The organism is Pseudomonas sp. BW16M2, from assembly GCF_014268865.1.
Classification (GTDB): domain Bacteria; phylum Pseudomonadota; class Gammaproteobacteria; order Pseudomonadales; family Pseudomonadaceae; genus Aquipseudomonas; species Aquipseudomonas peradeniyensis.
The window spans coordinates 62,243-80,104 of sequence record NZ_JABWRI010000006.1 but is presented as its reverse complement, the minus strand read 5'-3'; the positions used below and the strand labels follow the sequence as shown (position 1 = coordinate 80,104).

The window sequence follows — 17,862 nt, the reverse complement described above, 5'->3', positions numbered from 1 at the left end:
TGGCGATCGCGGGGCAAGCCCGCTCCCACAAGCATTTCTGGTATCGAGAGAGCCGAATGGACCAACCCACCCCCCAACCCGCCTACGTGCTGCACAGCCGCGCCTACAAGGAAACCAGTGCGCTGGTGGACTTCCTCACCCCTCAGGGGCGGGTGCGGGCGGTGCTGCGCCGGGCGCGGGGCAAGGGTGGCAGCCTGGTGCGGCCGTTCGTGCCGCTGGAAGTCGAACTGCGCGGGCGCGGCGAACTGAAGAACGTCGGTCGTCTGGACAGCATCGGCATCGCGGCCTGGCTGCATGGCGATGCGCTGTTCAGCGGGCTCTACCTCAACGAGCTGTTGATGCGCCTGCTGCCCGCCGAGGCGCCGCATCCGGCGTTGTTCGAGCACTACACCCTGACCTTGCAGGCCCTGGCCGCCGGACGCCCGTTGGAGCCGCTGCTGCGCTCCTTCGAATGGCGCCTGCTGGACGAACTGGGTTATGCCTTCGCTTTGGACCATGACGTCAACGACAGTGCCGTTGTCGCCGAAGGGCTCTATCGCCTGCAGGTGGACGCCGGCCTTGAGCGGGTCGAGCTGTTCCAGCCCGGGCTGTTCAAGGGCAGCGAGCTGCTGGCCCTGGCCCAGGCCGACTGGGAGGCGCCCGGTGCCCTGCTCGCCGCCAAGCGCCTGATGCGCCAGGCCCTGGCGGTGCATCTGGGGCCCAAGCCGCTGGTCAGCCGGGAACTGTTTCGCAAGCGCTGATCAGCACGTATGCTGTGGCCCTCAACCTTCAGGAGTGCCCCTTCGTGACTCACAGCAACCGCATGCTTCTCGGCGTCAACATCGACCACGTGGCGACCCTGCGCCAGGCCCGGGGCACCCGCTATCCGGACCCGGTCAAGGCCGCCCTGGACGCCGAGGAAGCGGGTGCCGACGGCATCACCGTGCACCTGCGCGAAGACCGCCGGCATATCCAGGAGCGCGACGTGCTGCTGCTCAAGGACGTGCTGCAGACCCGCATGAACTTCGAGATGGGCGTCACCGAAGAGATGATGGCCTTCGCCGAGAAGATTCGCCCGGCGCATATCTGCCTGGTACCGGAAACCCGCCAGGAGCTGACCACCGAGGGCGGCCTTGACGTGGCCGGCCAGGAGGCGCGGATCAAGGCGGCGGTCGAGCGCCTGTCGCGCACTGGCGCCGAAGTGTCGCTGTTCATCGATGCCGACGAGCGGCAGATCGAGGCTTCGCGTCGCGTCGGCGCGCCGGCCATCGAATTGCACACGGGGCGCTACGCTGACGCCGAGACGCCGACCGAGGTGGCCGAGGAGCTCAAGCGTATTGTCGATGGCGTGGCATTTGGCGTTGGCCAGGGGCTGATCGTCAATGCCGGCCATGGCTTGCACTACCACAACGTCGAGGCCGTGGCCGCGATCAAGGGCATCAACGAACTGAACATCGGCCATGCGCTGGTGGCCCATGCGCTGTTCGTCGGCTTCAAGGCGGCGGTGGCGGAGATGAAGGCGCTGATCGTCGCCGCTTCGCGCTGAGTCGATCGCGGGGCAAGCCCGCTCCCACGCATTGGCTTGAGCTTCTGTGGGAGCGGGCTTGCCCCGCGATAGCCTTACTCGGCCTTGAACACCAAGGTAAACCGGGTCGGCCCTTCGACCTGGCTCCTCACCTCGACTCGCCCCCCATGCAGCTGCATGATCGACTTGACGATCGCCAGCCCCAACCCCGTCCCGCCTTCCAATCGCGAACGCCCGGCCCCGGCCCTGTAGAACCGCTCGAACAGGTGCGGCAAGTGCGCCTCGCTGATCCCCAGCCCGCGATTTTCCACCCACACGCCGATCTGGTCGCCGATTCGCTCGATGCCCACGGCCACCGGCAGGCCTTCAGGGCCATGGCGAATCGCATTGCTGAGCAGGTTCGACAGCGCCCGCTGGAACATCAGCTTGTCCGCCATCGCGGTACCCCAGCCATGCAGGTGCAGGGAGATGCCCTTGAGTTCGGCGCTGAAGGTGAACAGCTCGCTCACCCGCGCCACTTCGTCCGCCAGCGCCACGGGAACCAGGGCCACCTGGGTCTGTGGCTGGCTGACCTGGGCCAGGAACAGCATGTCGTTGATGATGCGGTTGAGCCGGGTCAGCTCCTCGACGCTGTCCTCCAGGGCTTCGCGGTACTTGTCGCCGTCACGCTCGCGGGCCAGGGTCACCTGGGCCTTGCCCATCAGGTTGCCGATGGGCGTGCGCAGTTCGTGGGCCAGATCATCGGAGAACTGCGACAGCTGGCGCACGCCCTGGTCGAGCCGGTCGAGCATGACGTTGATGGCGCGGGCCAGGTCGGCCAGTTCGGCGGGCAGGCCCTCGTCCGGCAGGCGATGCTCCAGGTCCTGGGTCGAGACTTGCCCGGCGATCCGGCGAAAATGCCGCAGCGGACGCAGGCCACGCTGCACCAGCTTCCACGCGGCGATGCCGATCAGCACCAGCAGCAGCGGCAGGGCCAGCAGGGTCGAGTTCAGGTAGGCCTGCAACAGGCTGTTGTCGTCGCTGCGGTTGAGCGACATCAGCACCTTGACCGGGGTGTCGTCGCGCAGGCGCATCAGACGGCTGGCAGTGAGGATCTGATTACCATCATCGTCGCGCCAGGTATGGAAGGTCAGCTGGTTGTCGGCCTCCTGGTTCAGCAGGTGCTGCGACTGCAGCGCCGGCCCCAGGCTGAGCAGGGCGGGGTGGCGGCCGTTGACGGCCAGCACGCTGAGGCTGAGGTTGTCGTGGCCCATGACCAGGTCGAGCAGGGGGTGGGCGCGGGCGCCGAGGTCGTCGCTGCGCAGATCGACGCGCAGGTTGTGTTCGACCTGCTGCATCTTGCGCGCCAGGTCCTTGCGCGCCCGGCTGTCCAGCTCGTGGTCGAGGGCGAACACCGCCAGGCACGCCAGCAGCAAGACCAGCGCCGCCCCCAGCAGGGTGACGGTCAGGCCCAGGCGCAGCGACAGGCTGGGGCGCTTCACGTCCGCGCCTCGAGCACGTAGCCGACGCCGCGCAGGGTGTGGATCAGCTTGTCCTCGAACGGGTCGTCGATCTTTGCCCGCAAGCGGCGGATCGACACTTCCACCACGTTGGTGTCGCAATCGAAGTTCATATCCCACACCAGCGAGATGATCTGTGTACGCGACAGCACCTCGCCGCTCTGGCGCATCAGCAGGTGCAGCAGGGCGAATTCCTTGGCGGTCAGGTCGATGCGCTGGCCGCCGCGCCAGGCGCGGTGCCGACCGGGGTCGAGCTCAAGGTCGGCGACTTTCAGCGTGCTCGGCTGCAGGTGCTGGTCGTTGCGCCGCAACAGGCTGCGGATGCGCGCCAGCAGTTCGGGAAACTCGAAGGGCTTGAGCAGGTAGTCGTCGGCGCCCAGGTCCAGCCCCTTGACCCGGTCGGCCAGGCGGCCGTGGGCGGTGAGCATCATGATCCGCGTCGAGGATTCGGCGCGCAGGCGCTGCAGCACGCCCCAGCCATCGAGCCCGGGCAGGTTGACGTCGAGGATCACCAGGTCGTACGCCTGCTGGCGGGCCAGGTGCAGGCCGTCGGTGCCGGTGTGGGCGCAGTCCACCACGTAGCCGTTCTCGCGCAGGCCCTGTTGCAGGTAGTCGGCGGTGCGGGGTTCGTCCTCGATGATCAGTAGGCGCATGGTCGGGCTCTGTGTGGAAAGGGGGCGATTCTCGACCCTGTAGTGACATCAGGGTCAAGCGGCGAGGATGTTACTGGATGCGAACGGGCGAGCGGCGGGAATAACGGATTTGTAATACGCGGGTCATGTGCCTGACAGGGCCGTCGCCATCATGGGGCAAGCCCACTCCCACAAAGCCAGCAGGATCCCGTGGGAGCGGGCTTGCCCCGCGATGCGGCTCTCTTGCAAGACTGTAATGTCCGCCTCACCTTGGCGTTAGCTGCCGCTTGCGATGATGACCCTGTCGAAACGGTTATCACGAGGCAAGCACGATGAACCTGACCAAGTACCTGCTGCTGGCGATTCTCGCCCTGGGCAGCACCAGCGTTTTCGCCGAAGGCGGCGCGGAGCGTTCGAAGCAATTCTGGCAAGCGTTCCGCGACGACCAGGCGCGCCTGTATGGCGACAAGCAGCAGGCGCTGGCCGAGCGCGAGCGCAAGGCCGAGGAAAAGGCCCGCGAACTGGCCAAGGACTGAGTACCACACACCTGCGCCGCGACAGCTCCTCGCCGCTGGTGAACCTGGGCGCCCGAACGGGCGCCTTTTTTTATTTGCGCGCCAGCAATGTGGCGCGGCGCGGGGCCGGCAGGCCTTCGACGGTCTTGCCGTGGTCGTTCGGGTCGAGGAAGTCGCCCAGCGACTGGTAGCGCATCCACTCGGTGCTGCGCTGCTCCTCGACGCTGGTGACGCTGACATCAACGCAGCGCACATCGCTGAAACCGGCGCGGCGCAACCAGCGCTCCAGGGCCGGCACCGACGGCAGGAACCAGACGTTGCGCATCTGCGCGTAGCGGTCCTCGGGTACCAGCACCTGGTTTTCGTCACCCTCGATCACCAGGGTTTCCAGCACCAGTTCGCCACCCTTGACCAGGCAGTCCTTGAGCGCCAGCAGGTGCTCGATGGGCGAGCGGCGGTGGTAGAACACGCCCATGGAGAACACGGTGTCGAAGCCTTCGAGGTTGGCCGGCAGCTCTTCGAGGGCGAATGGCAGGTGCCAGGCCTGCAGTTCAGGCAGGTACTGCTGCACGGCCTGGAACTGGCAGAAGAACAGCCAGTTGGGGTCGACGCCGATGACCATGTCGGCGCCGGCGCCGAGCATGCGCCATTGGTAATAGCCATTGCCGCAGCCCACGTCGAGCACGCGCTTGCCCTTGAGGTCCAGGTGCGGGCCGACTCGCGACCATTTCCAGTCCGAGCGCCACTCGGTGTCGACATGCACGCCGAACAGGTCGAACGGGCCCTTGCGCCAGGGCGACAGGCCCATCAGGGCCTGGCGCATCTGCGCCCGGGTGGCGTCGTCGCAGTCGCAGTCCAGGCGCAGGCCGTCGACCAGGTCGATTTCGCTGGGGGTCAGCCGCGGCAGTGCCTCGAGGGCGCCGCGCCAGCGGTCGAGGTCGCCGTGGCCCTTTTCCAGCTTGGCTTCGAGTTGCGCCTGCAGGCCTTGGGACCAGGTGGCAAGGGGCGTGCCCGCCAGGCGGCGGACAAGGGGGGACAGATCGATCATGGCAGGGCTATCAGCGAGGCGAAGTTGAGGCATTGGAACCAGGGCACGACCTTGGAGAAGCCGGCGGCGCGCAGGCGCTGCTCATGGGTTTCCAGGGTGTCGGGCTTCATCACGTTCTCGATGGCGCTGCGTTTCTGGGCGATTTCCAGTTCGCTGTAGCCATTGGCACGCTTGAAGTCCAGGTGCAGTTCGTTGAGCAGGTCCTGCTCCTGCGCGTCGGTGAAACGCAGTTTTTCCGAAAGGATCAGCGCACCGCCCGGCAACAGAGCCTGGCGGATGCGGCCCAGCAGCTCCAGGCGCTGCTCGGGGGCGACGAACTGCAGGGTGAAGTTCATCGCCACCACCGAGGCCGGCGCGAAGGGCAGGGTGAGGATGTCGGCCTCCAGCACCTGCACCGGCAGCAGCTCCTGGAACATCGAGTCCTGGGCGTTGAGGTACTGGCGGCAGCGCTCGACCATGGCCGCGGAGTTGTCCACCGCGATCACCCGGCAGCCGTCCGTGCGCACATGGCGGCGCAGCGCCTGGGTCACCGCACCCAGCGAGGCGCCGAGGTCGTACAGTGCGGAGTTCGGCTGGGCGAAGCGCGCGGCCAGCACGCCGAGGTTCTCGACAATGGTCGGGTAACCGGGCACCGAGCGCTTGATCATGTCCGGGAACACCTGCACCACGTCTTCGTTGAAGACGAAGTCAGGCACCTGCTCCAGGGGGTGGGCGAAAAGGCGGTCGGGTTGTTTGCTCACGGGTGGGTCCAGGCGGCTGGCAATCTACAGGGGCGGCATTCTAGCCAAACCACGGCAAGCTTGCATGACTCACTGACCGGCGCCGTCCGCTCACTTCACCCGGATGGCGCAATCGAAGGTCTGCACCGGCCGCACTTCGGGGGCCCAGGGCTGCTGGTAGACCAGGATCAGGTGGCCCTCGCCTGCGGCCTTGGCCTGGAAGCGCCAGGAAGAAAGCCCACCGCTGCCGACGATGCCGGCCTGTTCCGGGGAGCTGTACACCTCGGGGCCGAGGCTGCGCAGGATCTCCGGCGCCGGGTTCTGCAGCAGCCAGCGGTAGCCGGTGGTGGGGTTGCTGGGCAGGGTGAGGGTCATGGTCTGGCCGACGACCAGGCGCGTGGGGCACTCGCTTTCGCCGTCCAGTTCGACGGTGCGTTGCGGTTGCTGGGCGCAGGCGGTGAGCAGGGCCAGGCCCAGGGGAACGAGCAGGCGAGGGGCGGACATGGTGGCTCCTGAGGCTGAAGTTGCCTGAGGATAACCGAAGCTGTCGGAAGTTTGTGTGGTCTGTGCGGGCCAAATCGCGGGGCAAGCCCGCTCCTACAGGGTCCTGCAGGAGCGGGTTTGGGCCTTTTAGAACAGCACTTTCGCCACGTCGGCAAAGCGCTTGGCGAAATGCACGGTCAAGCCTTCCTTCAGATATTCCGGCAGCTCCTCGAAGTCGCCACGGTTGGCCTCCGGCAGGATCAGTTCGAAGATCTTCTGCCGGCGCGCCGCGATCACCTTCTCGCGCACCCCGCCGATCGGCAACACCTGGCCAGTCAGAGTCAGCTCGCCGGTCATCGCCACGCCTTTCTTCGGCGCCTGGTCCCGGGCCAGCGAGAGCAGGGCGCTGGCCATGGTCACGCCGGCGCTGGGACCATCCTTGGGCGTGGCGCCTTCAGGAACATGCAGGTGAATGAAGGCCTCGTCGAAATAGCCCGGCGTGCCGCCGAACTGCTTGAGGTTCGAGCTGACATAGCTGTAGGCGATCTCCGCCGACTCCTTCATCACATCACCCAGCTTGCCGGTGAGCTTGAGGCCGCGGCCGAGGGTGTGGATGCGCGTGGCCTCGATCGGCAGGGTGGCGCCGCCCATGCTGGTCCAGGCCAGGCCTGTGATCACGCCCTTGCCGGCCAGCACCTGCTCGCTGCGGAACAGCGGCATGCCCAGGGCGGGCTCGAGGTCCTTGGTGCCGATCTTGAGCTTGGCCTGTGGATCCTCCAGCAGCTTGACCACCGACTTGCGCACCAGCTTGCCCAGCTGTTTCTCCAGCTGGCGCACACCGGCTTCGCGGGCATAACCCTCGATCACCGCGCGCAGGGCGGCGTCGTTGATGCCCAGGCTGGTCTTGGCCACGCCGGCCTTGTCCAACTGCTTGGGCCACAGGTGGCGCTTGGCGATGGCCAGCTTTTCCTCGGTGATGTAGCCGGACAGGCGGATCACTTCCATGCGGTCGAGCAATGGGCCGGGGATCGAGTCGAGGGTGTTGGCGGTGCAGACGAACAGCACCTTTGACAGGTCCAGGCGCAGGTCCAGGTAATGGTCGAGGAAGTCGACGTTCTGTTCGGGGTCGAGGGTCTCCAGCAGCGCCGAGGCCGGGTCGCCCTGGTAGCTCTGGCCCATCTTGTCGATCTCGTCGAGCATGATCACCGGGTTCATCACCTCGACTTCCTTCAGCGCCTGCACCAGCTTGCCCGGCTGGGCGCCGATGTAGGTGCGGCGGTGGCCCTTGATCTCGGCCTCGTCGCGCATGCCGCCGACACTGAAGCGGTAGAACGGCCGGCCCAGGGATTCGGCGATGGACTTGCCGATGCTGGTCTTGCCCACGCCCGGCGGGCCCACCAGCAGCACGATGGAGCCGCTGATCTCACCTTTCCAGGCGCCCACGGCGAGGAACTCGAGGATGCGCTCCTTGATGTCGTCCAGGCCCGCGTGGTGGCGGTCGAGCACCTTGCGCGCGTGCTTGAGGTCGAGCTTGTCCTTGCCGTACACGCCCCAGGGCAGGGCCGTGGCCCATTCCAGGTAGTTGCGGGTGACGGCGTACTCTGGCGAGCCGGTCTCGAGGATGGCCAGCTTGCCCATCTCCTCGTCAATGCGTTTTTTCGCCTGGTCAGGCAGTGTCTTGCCCTCCAGGCGCTGCTGGAACTGCTCCAGGTCGGCGCTGCGGTCGTCCTTGGTCAGGCCCAGCTCCTGCTGGATGACCTTGAGCTGCTCCTTGAGGAAGAACTCGCGCTGGTGCTCGCCGATCTGCCGGTTCACCTCGGCGGAGATCTCGTTCTGCAGCCGGGCCACCTCGACTTCCTTGCGCAGCATCGGCAGGACCTTTTCCATGCGTTTGAGCATGGGCACGCAGTCGAGCACTTCCTGCAACTGGTTGCCGGTGGCCGAGGTGAGGGCGGCGGCGAAGTCGGTCAGCGGCGACGGGTCATTGGGGCTGAAGCGGTTGAGGTAGTTCTTCAGCTCTTCGCTGTACAGCGGGTTGAGCGGCAGCAGTTCCTTTATCGCGTTGATCAGGGCCATGCCGTAGGCCTTGACCTCGTCGGTGGGCTCTGCCGGCTGGCGTGGATAGTCGACTTCCACCAGGTAGGGCGGGCGATGGTGCTTGAGCCAGGTGCGGATGCGCACCCGGGTCAGGCCCTGGGCGACGAACTGCAGCTTGCCGCCTTCGCGGCTGGCGTGGTGCACCTTCACCAGTGTGCCGTACTCGGGCAGGGCCTTGGTGTCGAAGTGGCGGTGGTCTTCCGGCGGGGTGTCCATGAAGAACAGCGCCAGGGCGTGGTGCGGGGTCTTGGCGACCAGGTCGAGGGTTTCGGCCCAGGGTTCTTCGTTGACGATCACCGGCAGCACTTGCGCGGGGAAGAACGGGCGGTTGTGGATCGGGATCACGTAGACCTTGTCCGGCAGCTGCTGGCCGGGCAGGGCGAGGTGGTGGCCGGGGGCGGCCTGGGGATCGAGGTGTTCGACTTCGCTGTGTTCGTCGGGATGTTCCGGGAAATCCTGCTGGTCGCTCATGGGGCACCTGCGTGAATGGCTATGGTGCTTAGATGGGGCAGGGGAGGATGGGTTTCAATGGTAGACGAACGGGGTGAAACCATCGCGGGGCAAGCCCGCTCCCACGAGCCCCATACAGGCTGCGTGGGAGCAGGCTTGCCCCGCGATGAGGCTTACTCGGCTAGTTTGTAAGCGATGATGTAATCGCCCATGCGGGTGCCCAGCGAGCCATGGCCGCCGGCAGTTACCAGCACGTACTGCTTGCCGTCCTTGCCGGTGTAGGTCATCGGCGTGGCCTGGCCGCCTGCCGGCAGTCGGCCCTTCCACAGCTCCTGGCCGTTCTTCACGTCATAGGCGCGCAGGTACTGGTCCAGGGTGCCGCTGAGGAAGCCCACGCCACCGGCGGTGACGATGGAGCCGCCCATGCTCGGTACGCCCACCGGCATGCCGATCGGCACCGGGGTGCTGTCGCGGGTGGTGCCGTTCTTGTGCTTCCACACCACCTTGTTGGTGAACAGGTCGATGGCCGCCACATAGCCCCAGGCTGGCGCCTGGCACGGGATACCGATCGGCGACATGAACGGATGCATGGTTACCGCGTACGGCGCGCCGGCGTTCGGCTGCACGCCGCTGGTCTCGCTTTCGCGCTTGCTGCCTTCGGCCACCTGCTCGCGCGGGATCATCTTCGACACGAAGGCCATGTAGTTCGGCGAGGTGAAGAGGATCTGGCGCACCGGGTCGACCGACACGCTGCCCCAGTTGAACACGCCGACGTTGCCCGGGTAGACCAGGCTGCCCTGCTCGGACGGCGGGGTGTACTGGCCTTCGTAGCGCAGGCTGCGGAACTGGATGCGGCAGAGCATCTGGTCGAACGGCGTGGCGCCCCACATGGCCTGTTCGGTCAGCTCAGGGCCGAGCAGGTTGAGGTCGGAGCGGGCCTGGGTCGGCGCGGTGTGGTCGCCTTTCACGGCGCCCTGCGGTACCGGGATCTCGCGGATCGGCACGATCGGCGTGCCGTCGCGGCGGTCGAGCACGTACAGGCTGCCTTGCTTGGTCGGCACGATGACTGCCGGCTTGACGCCGTCATCGGTCTTCAGATGAACCAGGGTCGGCTGGCTGCCGACGTCCATGTCCCACAGGTCGTGGTGGGTGAACTGGTAGTTCCAGCGCGCCTTGCCGGTGGCCAGGTCCAGGGCGACGATGCCGGCGCTGTACTTCTCCGCGCCCGGGGTACGGTCGGCGCCCCACTGGTCGGGGGTCTGGTTGCCCAGCGGCAGGTAGATCATGCCGAGGTCTTCATCGACGCTGGCGATCGACCACATGTTGGCCGAGTTGCGGCTGTAGAACTTGCCGTCGGCCAGGGGCTTGGTGTCGTCCGGGTTGTTGCTGTCCCAGTTCCACACCAGGTGGCCGTCGTGCACGTCGTAGGCGCGGATCACGCCGGACGGCTCGTTGGTCGACTCGTTGTCGGTGACGTGGCCACCGATGATCACCAGGCTGCGGGTGATCGCCGCCGGCGAGGTGGAGTAGTAGCCACCGGCGGTGAACGGGCCGATACCGCGGGTCAGGTCGATCACGCCCTGGTTGGCAAAGCCTTCGCAGACCTTGCCGGTGTCGGCGTTGATGGCAATCAGGCGGGCGTCGGCGGTGGGCAGGTACAGGCGGCGCGGGCAGGCCTGGGCCACGGCCTGGCCGGCGTCGGTGATCTTCGGCGCGGGGCTGCCGTCACGGCTGACGTAGCTGTTCTCGTCATAGTACGAGACGCCGCGGCAGGTCATGTGGGCGAAGCCCTTGAAGGTGCCGGTGGGGCTCTTGACCTGCGGGTCGTAGCGCCAGATCTCGGCGCCGGTGTCCGGGTCCAGGGCCAGCAGGCGGCTGTGGGCGGTGCAGGCATAGAGCATGCCGTTGACCTTCAGCGGGGTGTTCTGGTTGGTCAGTTCCACCGGGTCGTTTTCAGTCGGCAGGTCGCCGGTGCGGATGCGCCAGGCCTCTTCCAGGCGGTAGGCGTTCTGCGGGGTGATCTGGCGCAGCGGCGAGTAGCGGTCACCGTGTTCGCTGCGGCCGTAGGCCTGCCATTCACCGTCCGGCATGGCCGGGGCGGCGCTGCCCATCTCGCTGTTGTCGCGGGTGAACTCGCCACGGATCTCGCCCGGGTGGGTGAACTGGCTGGCCACGGCGGTGGCGCCGGAGGCGACCACGGCGACGCTGAGCAGGGCGGTGTTGACCTTCGACGCCGGGCCGACCAGCGGGCGGCGCGCCCACGGCAGCAGCAGGACCACGCCGATGGCGAACCAGATGGCCAGGCGCGGCACCAGCTGCCACCAGTCCAGGCCGACTTCCAGCAGTGCCCAGGCGGTGCTGCCCAGCAGCACCAGGCCATACAGGCCCAGGGCGATGCGGCGCTTGGCCAGCAGCAGGATGCCGGACAGGGCGAAGCCGATACCGGCAATCAGGTAGTAAAGCGAGCCACCCAGCTGGCTCAGCTTGATGCCGCCGGCCAGCAGGGCCAGGCCCATCAGCAGCAGCAATACGCCCATCAGGCGCGGTAGCCAGCGGGTTCCATTCTTGGCACCGTCAGTGCTCATCGTCTGTTCTCCGTAGTGTGAAAGGGTCGGGTTAGAAACTGCTCTGGATCTTCAGGCCGCCGATCAGGGCGTCGTCGACCCGCGACACCCCGCCCGGATGGCGGATGTACTGCAGGTTCGGGCGCACGGTGAGCCAGTCGGCCAGGTGGATGCCGTAATAGAGTTCGGCGCTGTACTCGGTGTCCTGCACGGGCAGGAAGCCGGGGTTGTCGTAGTCGTCCAGGCCGTTGGCCTGGTTGATGAGGCGGGCGTTCTTGCGGTAGCCGGGATTGACGTGCACGCGGGCCAGGGCGAAACCGATGTCGTCCTTGGCGCGGGCATCGAAGGGCCCCTTGTAAACCACACCTGCCTGCACATAGTTGTCGATGGCATTGGTCTTCTTGTCGTGCACCGTGGCATTGGCGAACAGGCTCAGGCCGCGCGACTGGTCCGAGGCCAGCGCGGTCACCTGCTGCTGGGCGCCGAGCCACAGGCCATGCTTGCTCGAGCTGCTGCGGTAGGCGGCGCCGCTGATGGCGGCTGGCGCGCCGTTGCTGTCCTTGAGTACATCCTGTGCCTTGGCATTACTGTAGTAGTAGCCGGCGCGATATTCCCCTTTCAGGCCATTGACCCGCGGGCTCCAGACCAGTTCGATCGGCATCACCGCGCCCTGGGTGCCGCTGCCGCTGAGCTTGAAGCCGTTGCCGCTCTCGAGGTTGGAAGGGTTCTGCTCGAACACGCCGACCTGGGCGTAGAGTTCGTCGTTCAGGTTGTAGCGCACGCGCAGGGCCCACTGGCTGACCGGCCAGTTGTACCAGATGCCACCGACCCAGTTGCCCACCTGCGAGCCGCAGAAGGCCAGGTTCTGGAAGTCGCAGGGGAAGCTGTTGAAGTCCTCGCCTTCGCCGAAGCGGCCGAATTTCACGTCCAGCGCGCCATCGAAGTATTTCTGCTTGATCCACATCTGCGTCAGTCGCCAGGTCTCGCCACGGCCCCAGACTTCCTGCGCCGAGGTGAAGCCACCGACGCGTGGGTCGTTGATGCGGTCGTTACTGATGTTGTCGCCATGGCGTTCGGTGACGGTCAGCTGGAACTCGGTGTCGTGCCAGCCAAGGATCTTCTGCAGGTCCATGTTCACGCCGAAGGTGAACTGGTCGCTGTAGCGTGCCGCGCGGTCATGGCTGTAGCCGCCGTGCAGGTTGCTGCCCATCTCGCCGGTGTAGCCGAGGGTGAAGTCATAGCCTTTTTCCAGCAGCTCGCTGCGGGTCCCGCCCCAGTCGCCGAGCATCCACGGCGAGTCCTTGGCGAACATCTCGCTGGCGCTGGCGCTGGTGGTGGGGGACAGGGCGCAGAGCAGGGTGGCGAGGGCGAGGCCGGAGTAGCGGGTATTGGGCAGCTGGAGCATGAGATAGCGCTATCTTTTGATTGTTGAGGAAACGGCAAGCGCAACGAAGTGCGAGATCTTCGAAGGGAAATGACTGCGTTGGGAAACGAGTGAAGCGATTCAGCTTGCGACGGGGAGGATATAGGGGAAGTTGTAAGAAAAAAAGACAAAATGTCGCAGGGGATTGTTGCTGATGGGGTAACAGTTCGAAGTGCCGGGCCAATGTGGGAGCGGGTTTACCCGCGAATGCAATGTTGAATCCACTACCGCATTCGCGGGTAAACCCGCTCCCACAGAGGAACCTTAGAAGGAAGTACGCAGCCCTACCTGCACACTACGCCCCGGCGCCGGCGCGATATCGCGCAGGATCGAGCTGGCATAGCGCACGGTCTGGTCGGTGAGGTTCTCGCCGCGCACGAAGGCCAGCCATTCACTCTGGCCGATGTCGAAGCGATACCCCAGGCTGGCGCCGAGGGTGGTGTAACCATCGGTGCTGGTTTCGTTGGCCGGTTTGCGGTGCTGTGACGCGGCGTGCTGCACATCGACCCGCGCCTGCCAGCGGTCCAGCTCCCAGACCAGGCCGCTGTTCAAGCGCAGCGGGGCGATGCGCGGCAGCGGCTCGCCGCTGTCGAGGTTCTTGGCCCGGGTGTAGTCGCCGGACAGTTCCAGGGCGAAGCTGCCGTAGCGGTTTTCCAGCAGTTGCCAGCGATCCTGGGCCTCGATGCCGTAGAAGCGTGCCCGCACGCCCTGGTAGGCATACTCGGGGATATCGCCGTGGTCATGATCATGGTCGTGATCGTGGTCATGATCGTCGTGGTCGTGATCATGGCCTTCACGCAGGTTGCCGGTGCCGATCAGGCCAATGTAGTTGCGAAAGTGGCTGTAGAACACGCCGACGCTGCCCTTGTGGGTGCCGTTGTCGAAGCGCAGGGCCAGGTCGGTGGAGATGGCCTTTTCCTTGTTCAGGTTCGGATCGCCGATCTCGTAGGCGCCGGTGGCCACGTGGGCACCGTTGGCGTACAGCTCGTAGAAGGTCGGCGCGCGCTCGGTGTAGCCGAGGTTGGCGGCCAGCGACCAGACCGGGTCGAGCTGGTACACCGCGCCCGAGGACAGGCTGAAGGCGTTGAAGCTGCTGGCGCTGTCGGCGCCGGCGAAGTTCTCGTTGCCCTTGGCGTCCGGATCGACCCGGGTGTGTTCCAGGCGCGCGCCCAGGCTCAGGTTCAGGCGTTCGCTGGCCTGCCATTGCTCGAGCAGGAACAGCGCCAGGCTGTCGGTGTCGGTGTGCGGGACAAAGGCTTCTTCGCCCAGCGCGGAGAACTCGTTGCGGCTGACCTGGGCGCCGACCACGCCCTCGACCGGGCCCAGCGGCTGGTGACGGGCCTCGATGCGCGCCTCGTAGCCCTTGTTCTTGAAGGTGGTGTGCACCTCGCCGCTTTCGATCTCGCGGTGCTGGTAGTCGGTGTAGCCGGCATCGACCTTGAACGAGCTGAACGGCCCGTCGAGGTCGCGCAGTTCCGAAGCGAAGCCATAGTGATCCTGCTGCATGTCCAGGCGCACGCCGGGCTCGGCCACCGAGCCGTAGTTGCTGTCGTAGCGGCTGTAGGACAGGCCGGTATAGCCATGGTCCCAGTGATAGGAGCCGCCGATCGCTCCGCCGTCCTGACGCCCATCGCTGTTTTTCAGGCGATGCTTGCTGCCGGGCTCGTCGGCATCGCGGACCTTCGAGCTGCGGGCGTAGCCGGGGATGCGCAGGTCGTTGAACTGGCGGCTGTTGGCGTCCAGGTGCAGGGCAAAGGCGCCGTTGCCGGCCTCCAGCTTGCCGGCGCTGCTGCGGGTGGTGTCGGCGCCGCCGTAGCGCAGCTCGCCCGCGCCGTGGATGCCGTCGATGGGCGAGTCGGGGATGCGGTTGTCGAAGGTGTTGACCACGCCGCCGATGGCGTTGCCGCCATACAGCAGGGCGGCCGGGCCGCGGACGATCTCGACCCGTTCGACGGTCACCGGGTCCAGGGGCACGGCGTGGTCGTAGGACAGCGACGAGGCGTCCAGGGCGCCGACGCCGTTGCGCAGGATACGAATACGATCGCCGTCCAGGCCGCGGATCACCGGGCGGCTGGCGCCGGGGCCGAACCAGGTGGAGGCGACGCCGGGCTGTTTGTTGAGGGTTTCACCGAGGCTGGCGTGTTGCTGTTGCAGCAGGTCGTCGCCTTCGAGGACAGTGCTGGGCGCGGCCAGCTGAGCGTTGCCCAGCGGGTTGGCGGTGATCACCTGGGGTTGCAGTTCGACGGCCTGGCTGGAGGTGGAGGCCAGCCAGAGCGCAATGGCAAGGGGAGAGAGGTGCAGCGGCGTGTGACGCATGGGGATGTGGCGTTCCTTGTCAGAATTGTTAATGGTTACTTTATAACATTTCATCACAAGCTGTTTGCCACTGGCTAGTACTTTGTGAGGTGACGCGTTTACCCTATAGGAGCGGCCTTGCGCCGCGAAAGGGGCGCAAAGCGGCCCCAGGATCGTGGCCATGACCTATGTCGTTGGGGCTGCTTTGCAGCCCTTCGCGGCTCAAGGCCGCTCCTACAGGGCACAGCGGTAGAGGCTGTAGATGCCACTACACTCGTGTAAGGTGCGCACCTTCCCGAACCTGGAGCACTGGCATGAGCACGGCCAATCACAACGCGCTGCACGGCAAGACCCTCGAGCAGATCCTCACCGAGCTGGTGGCGCACTACCAATGGCAAGGCCTGGCCGAGCGCGTCGACATCCGCTGCTTCAAGAGCGACCCGAGCATCAAGTCGAGCCTGACCTTCCTGCGCAAGACCCCGTGGGCACGGGAAAAGGTCGAGCAGCTGTATGTGAAGCTGCAGCGCAAAGGCTGATGCCGCGCCGCCCCTGGCTGACCCTGGCGGCCGTCCTCGGCTGGACCGGCCTGGCGATCCAGTTGTACCTGGTGCTGCTGGCGCGCTGGCAGGAGCAGGCCAGCCTGATCGGCGGGCTGGTCAACCTGTTCTGTTATTTCACCGTGTTGAGCAACACACTGGTGGCCACCGTGCTCAGCCAGGCCGCGTTCGGCCGCGAGTCGGCAGCCAGGCGCTGGTTCCTTTCGCCGGCGGTGAGCGCGTGCATCGCCGCGAGCATCCTGCTGGTGGCGCTGGCCTACAGCCTGTTGCTGCGCCACCTGTGGCAGCCCCAGGGCTGGCAGTGGCTGGCGGACGAACTGCTGCACGATGTGATGCCGCTGGTGTTCGTCCTGTACTGGTGGCTGGAGGTGCCCAAGGGGCGATTGCGGCTGTGGCACCTGGCGGCCTGGACGTTGTACCCGGCGCTGTATTTCGCCTTCGTGCTGCTGCGCGGGCATGAGATCGGGGTCTATCCCTATCCGTTCATCGATGTGGCGCGGTTGGGATATGGACAGGTGCTGGGCAATGCCCTGATGGTGCTGGCGGGGTTCTGGGGGATTGGGTTGGTCTTGCTGGGGTTGGATCGCTGGCGCAGGCCTTCATGAGATTATGGATTTTATCGCGGGGCAAGTCGGGGCGCCGAACCGCCGCTCCCACGCGGATTCACCATCGTGGGAGCGGGTTTGTCCCGCGATAAGGCGGTACTGGCAACCTCATTCGTCGTCGGCGGTACCGTCAGCTCGCCAGTAAGCCGCTGCCTTGAGGGCATCCTCGGGCACGCCTTTCTCCAGCAGCAGCGCCTTGGCCTGGCGGGTCAGTGCCTTCTCCAGCGCCACCCAGCCATACAACCGGCCTTGGGGCAACGCCAGGTGCTTGACCCGCTCCAGCACATCCTCCTGGTGCCGGCGCACCCAGATCACCTCGACCTGGGCCTTGCTCGTCAGCACCTGGCGCTCCTGCTCGTCCTCGATCTGGATCACCGCCAGCACCTGGCGGCCTGCCGGCAGTTCCTCCAGGCGCCGGGCAATGGCGGGGATCGCCGTCTCGTCGCCGATCAGCAGGTAGCTGTCGAAGATATCCGGCACCACCATCGAGGCCCGCGGGCCGGCGATGTCCAGGGTCTGGCCAGGCGCGGCCTGGGCTGCCCAGGTAGAGGCGGGGCCGTCGCCATGCAGGACGAAATCGATATCCAGCTGGTTGTTCACCAGGTCGATGCGTCGTGGCGTGTACTCGCGCATGGTCGGCCGGGCGCCGCCGTCGCGGCCCAGGTTGCGCGCGTCGATGGCCTGCTGTTCCTCGGCGGTGAGGGCGAACAGCAGCTTGATGTGGTCGTCCGTGCCGACACTGGTGAAACCGGCCAGCTCCGCGCCACCGAGGGTGATGCGGCGCATGCGTGGGGTGAGGTCGGTGACCCGCAGCACTTCGAGGCGGCGCTGACGGATCTCATGGTTGACGCGATGAATGGTGTCGCTCATGGGGTGTTCTCCGTAACAGGGGTGGCCGGCCCGGAGGCGATGGCCTTGGCGGTGTCGTTGAGCAGGTTGCGCACCCGCTCGATCTCTTCGCTGGTCCAGCGGCCACTGTGCATGTGCAGGGCGTGGCGCAGGTTGCCGACGGCTTCGTGGATTTCCGGTGGCCGGTCGTGGCCGCGCAGGGCGCGCTTGCTCACCTCGATGCGCATGCGCACGCCGTCGAGGGCAACGGCTTGTTCCTGCAAGGCACTGCGGCCGGCATCGGTGATGGCGTAGAGGCGCTTGCTGCCCTGGATGGCGCCGGTGACCAGTTCGGCTTCCTCGAGATAGCTGAGGGTGGGGTAGATCACCCCGGGGCTGGGGCTGTAGCTGCCGTCGAAGAGGGTCTCGATCTGGCGGATCAGGTCGTAGCCGTGGCCGGGTTGTTCGGCCAGCATCGACAGCATCAGCAGCTTCAGGTCGCCCGGGGCGAACACCCGCGGGCCACGCTCGCCGCGACCGGGGCGGCGTTCGAAGGGGTCGTGGTCGCGCATGGGGAAGGGCTCCGTCTGTTCAGATATATCGCAAGATATTACTCAAGATATATCTAAAGACAAGCCTTCAA

Annotated in this window: 16 protein-coding genes; 5 read left to right on the top strand and 11 right to left on the bottom strand. The window is 66.2% G+C overall.

Annotated elements, in window-relative coordinates; all coding sequences use genetic code 11:
* Positions 1-56: 56 nt before the first annotated feature.
* Together recO and pdxJ are read left to right on the top strand one after the other, a co-directional pair.
* Positions 57-740, top strand: coding sequence for a DNA repair protein RecO (gene recO / locus HU735_RS07980; protein ID WP_186713064.1), 684 nt, complete (start codon positions 57-59; stop codon positions 738-740).
* Positions 741-784: 44 nt separating this feature from the next.
* On the top strand, positions 785-1,525 hold the full coding sequence (gene pdxJ / locus HU735_RS07975; protein WP_028690120.1) for a pyridoxine 5'-phosphate synthase: 741 nt from the start codon (positions 785-787) through the stop codon (positions 1,523-1,525).
* 74 nt (positions 1,526-1,599) lie between these two features.
* On the opposite strand, the gene HU735_RS07970 is transcribed toward pdxJ, so the two are convergent.
* Together HU735_RS07970 and HU735_RS07965 are read right to left on the bottom strand one after the other, a co-directional pair.
* A complete protein-coding gene (locus HU735_RS07970; RefSeq protein WP_186713063.1) occupies positions 1,600-2,985 on the bottom strand; it encodes a heavy metal sensor histidine kinase in 1,386 nt (461 codons plus the stop codon).
* Positions 2,982-3,656: a heavy metal response regulator transcription factor gene (locus HU735_RS07965; protein ID WP_050703990.1), complete on the bottom strand. Its 675-nt coding sequence runs from the start codon at positions 3,654-3,656 to the stop codon at positions 2,982-2,984. Before HU735_RS07965 ends, HU735_RS07970 begins: the two co-directional genes overlap by 4 nt.
* 311 nt (positions 3,657-3,967) lie before the next feature.
* Here HU735_RS07965 and HU735_RS07960 point away from each other — a divergent pair, with 311 nt between their 5' ends.
* A complete protein-coding gene (locus HU735_RS07960) occupies positions 3,968-4,171 on the top strand; it encodes a hypothetical protein (protein ID WP_062364203.1) in 204 nt (67 codons plus the stop codon).
* A gap of 70 nt (positions 4,172-4,241) precedes the next feature.
* Here HU735_RS07960 and cmoB read toward each other — a convergent pair whose 3' ends face one another.
* The 7 genes from cmoB to HU735_RS07925 form a co-directional block, all read right to left on the bottom strand.
* Positions 4,242-5,198: a tRNA 5-methoxyuridine(34)/uridine 5-oxyacetic acid(34) synthase CmoB gene (cmoB, locus tag HU735_RS07955; RefSeq protein ID WP_186713062.1), complete on the bottom strand. Its 957-nt coding sequence runs from the start codon at positions 5,196-5,198 to the stop codon at positions 4,242-4,244.
* Positions 5,195-5,938 carry a carboxy-S-adenosyl-L-methionine synthase CmoA gene (cmoA, locus tag HU735_RS07950; protein ID WP_186713061.1) on the bottom strand — a complete coding sequence of 248 codons (744 nt, stop codon included), beginning with the start codon at positions 5,936-5,938 and terminating at the stop codon, positions 5,195-5,197. The genes cmoB and cmoA overlap by 4 nt, the downstream gene beginning before the upstream one ends.
* Before the next feature lie 90 nt (positions 5,939-6,028).
* The gene (locus HU735_RS07945; protein WP_050703994.1) at positions 6,029-6,421 is read right to left on the bottom strand and encodes a protease inhibitor I42 family protein; all 393 of its coding nucleotides are present in this window, start codon (positions 6,419-6,421) and stop codon (positions 6,029-6,031) included.
* A 126-nt stretch (positions 6,422-6,547) separates the two neighbouring features.
* Complete coding sequence (gene lon / locus HU735_RS07940) at positions 6,548-8,968, bottom strand: endopeptidase La (protein WP_186713060.1); 2,421 nt, start codon at positions 8,966-8,968, stop codon at positions 6,548-6,550.
* A gap of 152 nt (positions 8,969-9,120) precedes the next feature.
* Positions 9,121-11,532, bottom strand: a complete 2,412-nt coding sequence (locus HU735_RS07935) for a glucose/quinate/shikimate family membrane-bound PQQ-dependent dehydrogenase (protein ID WP_186713059.1) — start codon at positions 11,530-11,532, stop codon at positions 9,121-9,123.
* Between the two features lie 31 nt (positions 11,533-11,563).
* Complete coding sequence (locus HU735_RS07930) at positions 11,564-12,916, bottom strand: carbohydrate porin (RefSeq protein ID WP_186713058.1); 1,353 nt, start codon at positions 12,914-12,916, stop codon at positions 11,564-11,566.
* Between the two features lie 282 nt (positions 12,917-13,198).
* On the bottom strand, positions 13,199-15,250 hold the full coding sequence (locus tag HU735_RS07925; RefSeq protein ID WP_186713057.1) for a TonB-dependent receptor: 2,052 nt from the start codon (positions 15,248-15,250) through the stop codon (positions 13,199-13,201).
* A 293-nt stretch (positions 15,251-15,543) separates the two neighbouring features.
* On the opposite strand from HU735_RS07925, the gene HU735_RS07920 reads away from it, so the two are divergent.
* Both HU735_RS07920 and HU735_RS07915 read left to right on the top strand, forming a co-directional pair.
* Complete coding sequence (locus HU735_RS07920; RefSeq protein ID WP_028690109.1) at positions 15,544-15,765, top strand: VF530 family protein; 222 nt, start codon at positions 15,544-15,546, stop codon at positions 15,763-15,765.
* Entirely contained in the window at positions 15,765-16,391 is a 627-nt protein-coding gene (locus tag HU735_RS07915) for a Pr6Pr family membrane protein (protein ID WP_186713056.1), read from the top strand. The genes HU735_RS07920 and HU735_RS07915 overlap by 1 nt, the downstream gene beginning before the upstream one ends.
* A 108-nt stretch (positions 16,392-16,499) precedes the next feature.
* Here the strand turns inward: HU735_RS07915 and HU735_RS07910 are convergent, their stop codons facing one another.
* Positions 16,500-17,261 carry a siderophore-interacting protein gene (locus HU735_RS07910; protein WP_186713055.1) on the bottom strand — a complete coding sequence of 254 codons (762 nt, stop codon included), beginning with the start codon at positions 17,259-17,261 and terminating at the stop codon, positions 16,500-16,502.
* Positions 17,258-17,791 carry a PadR family transcriptional regulator gene (locus HU735_RS07905; RefSeq protein ID WP_050704003.1) on the bottom strand — a complete coding sequence of 178 codons (534 nt, stop codon included), beginning with the start codon at positions 17,789-17,791 and terminating at the stop codon, positions 17,258-17,260. The genes HU735_RS07910 and HU735_RS07905 overlap by 4 nt, the downstream gene beginning before the upstream one ends.
* Positions 17,792-17,862 lie beyond the last annotated feature (71 nt).

Excerpts from the sequence above, each read along its gene's own strand:
- HU735_RS07960 (WP_062364203.1), top strand. The coding sequence starts at position 3,968 with ATGAACCTGACCAAGTACCTGCTGCTGGCGATTCTCGCCCTGGGCAGC.
- HU735_RS07935 (WP_186713059.1), bottom strand. The coding sequence starts at position 11,532 with ATGAGCACTGACGGTGCCAAGAATGGAACCCGCTGGCTACCGCGCCTG.
- recO (WP_186713064.1), top strand. The coding sequence starts at position 57 with ATGGACCAACCCACCCCCCAACCCGCCTACGTGCTGCACAGCCGCGCC.
- HU735_RS07905 (WP_050704003.1), bottom strand. The coding sequence starts at position 17,791 with ATGCGCGACCACGACCCCTTCGAACGCCGCCCCGGTCGCGGCGAGCGT.
- HU735_RS07915 (WP_186713056.1), top strand. The coding sequence starts at position 15,765 with ATGCCGCGCCGCCCCTGGCTGACCCTGGCGGCCGTCCTCGGCTGGACC.
- HU735_RS07920 (WP_028690109.1), top strand. The coding sequence starts at position 15,544 with ATGAGCACGGCCAATCACAACGCGCTGCACGGCAAGACCCTCGAGCAG.
- HU735_RS07910 (WP_186713055.1), bottom strand. The coding sequence starts at position 17,261 with ATGAGCGACACCATTCATCGCGTCAACCATGAGATCCGTCAGCGCCGC.
- HU735_RS07945 (WP_050703994.1), bottom strand. The coding sequence starts at position 6,421 with ATGTCCGCCCCTCGCCTGCTCGTTCCCCTGGGCCTGGCCCTGCTCACC.
- lon (WP_186713060.1), bottom strand. The coding sequence starts at position 8,968 with ATGAGCGACCAGCAGGATTTCCCGGAACATCCCGACGAACACAGCGAA.
- HU735_RS07965 (WP_050703990.1), bottom strand. The coding sequence starts at position 3,656 with ATGCGCCTACTGATCATCGAGGACGAACCCCGCACCGCCGACTACCTG.
- cmoB (WP_186713062.1), bottom strand. The coding sequence starts at position 5,198 with ATGATCGATCTGTCCCCCCTTGTCCGCCGCCTGGCGGGCACGCCCCTT.
- HU735_RS07925 (WP_186713057.1), bottom strand. The coding sequence starts at position 15,250 with ATGCGTCACACGCCGCTGCACCTCTCTCCCCTTGCCATTGCGCTCTGG.
- HU735_RS07930 (WP_186713058.1), bottom strand. The coding sequence starts at position 12,916 with ATGCTCCAGCTGCCCAATACCCGCTACTCCGGCCTCGCCCTCGCCACC.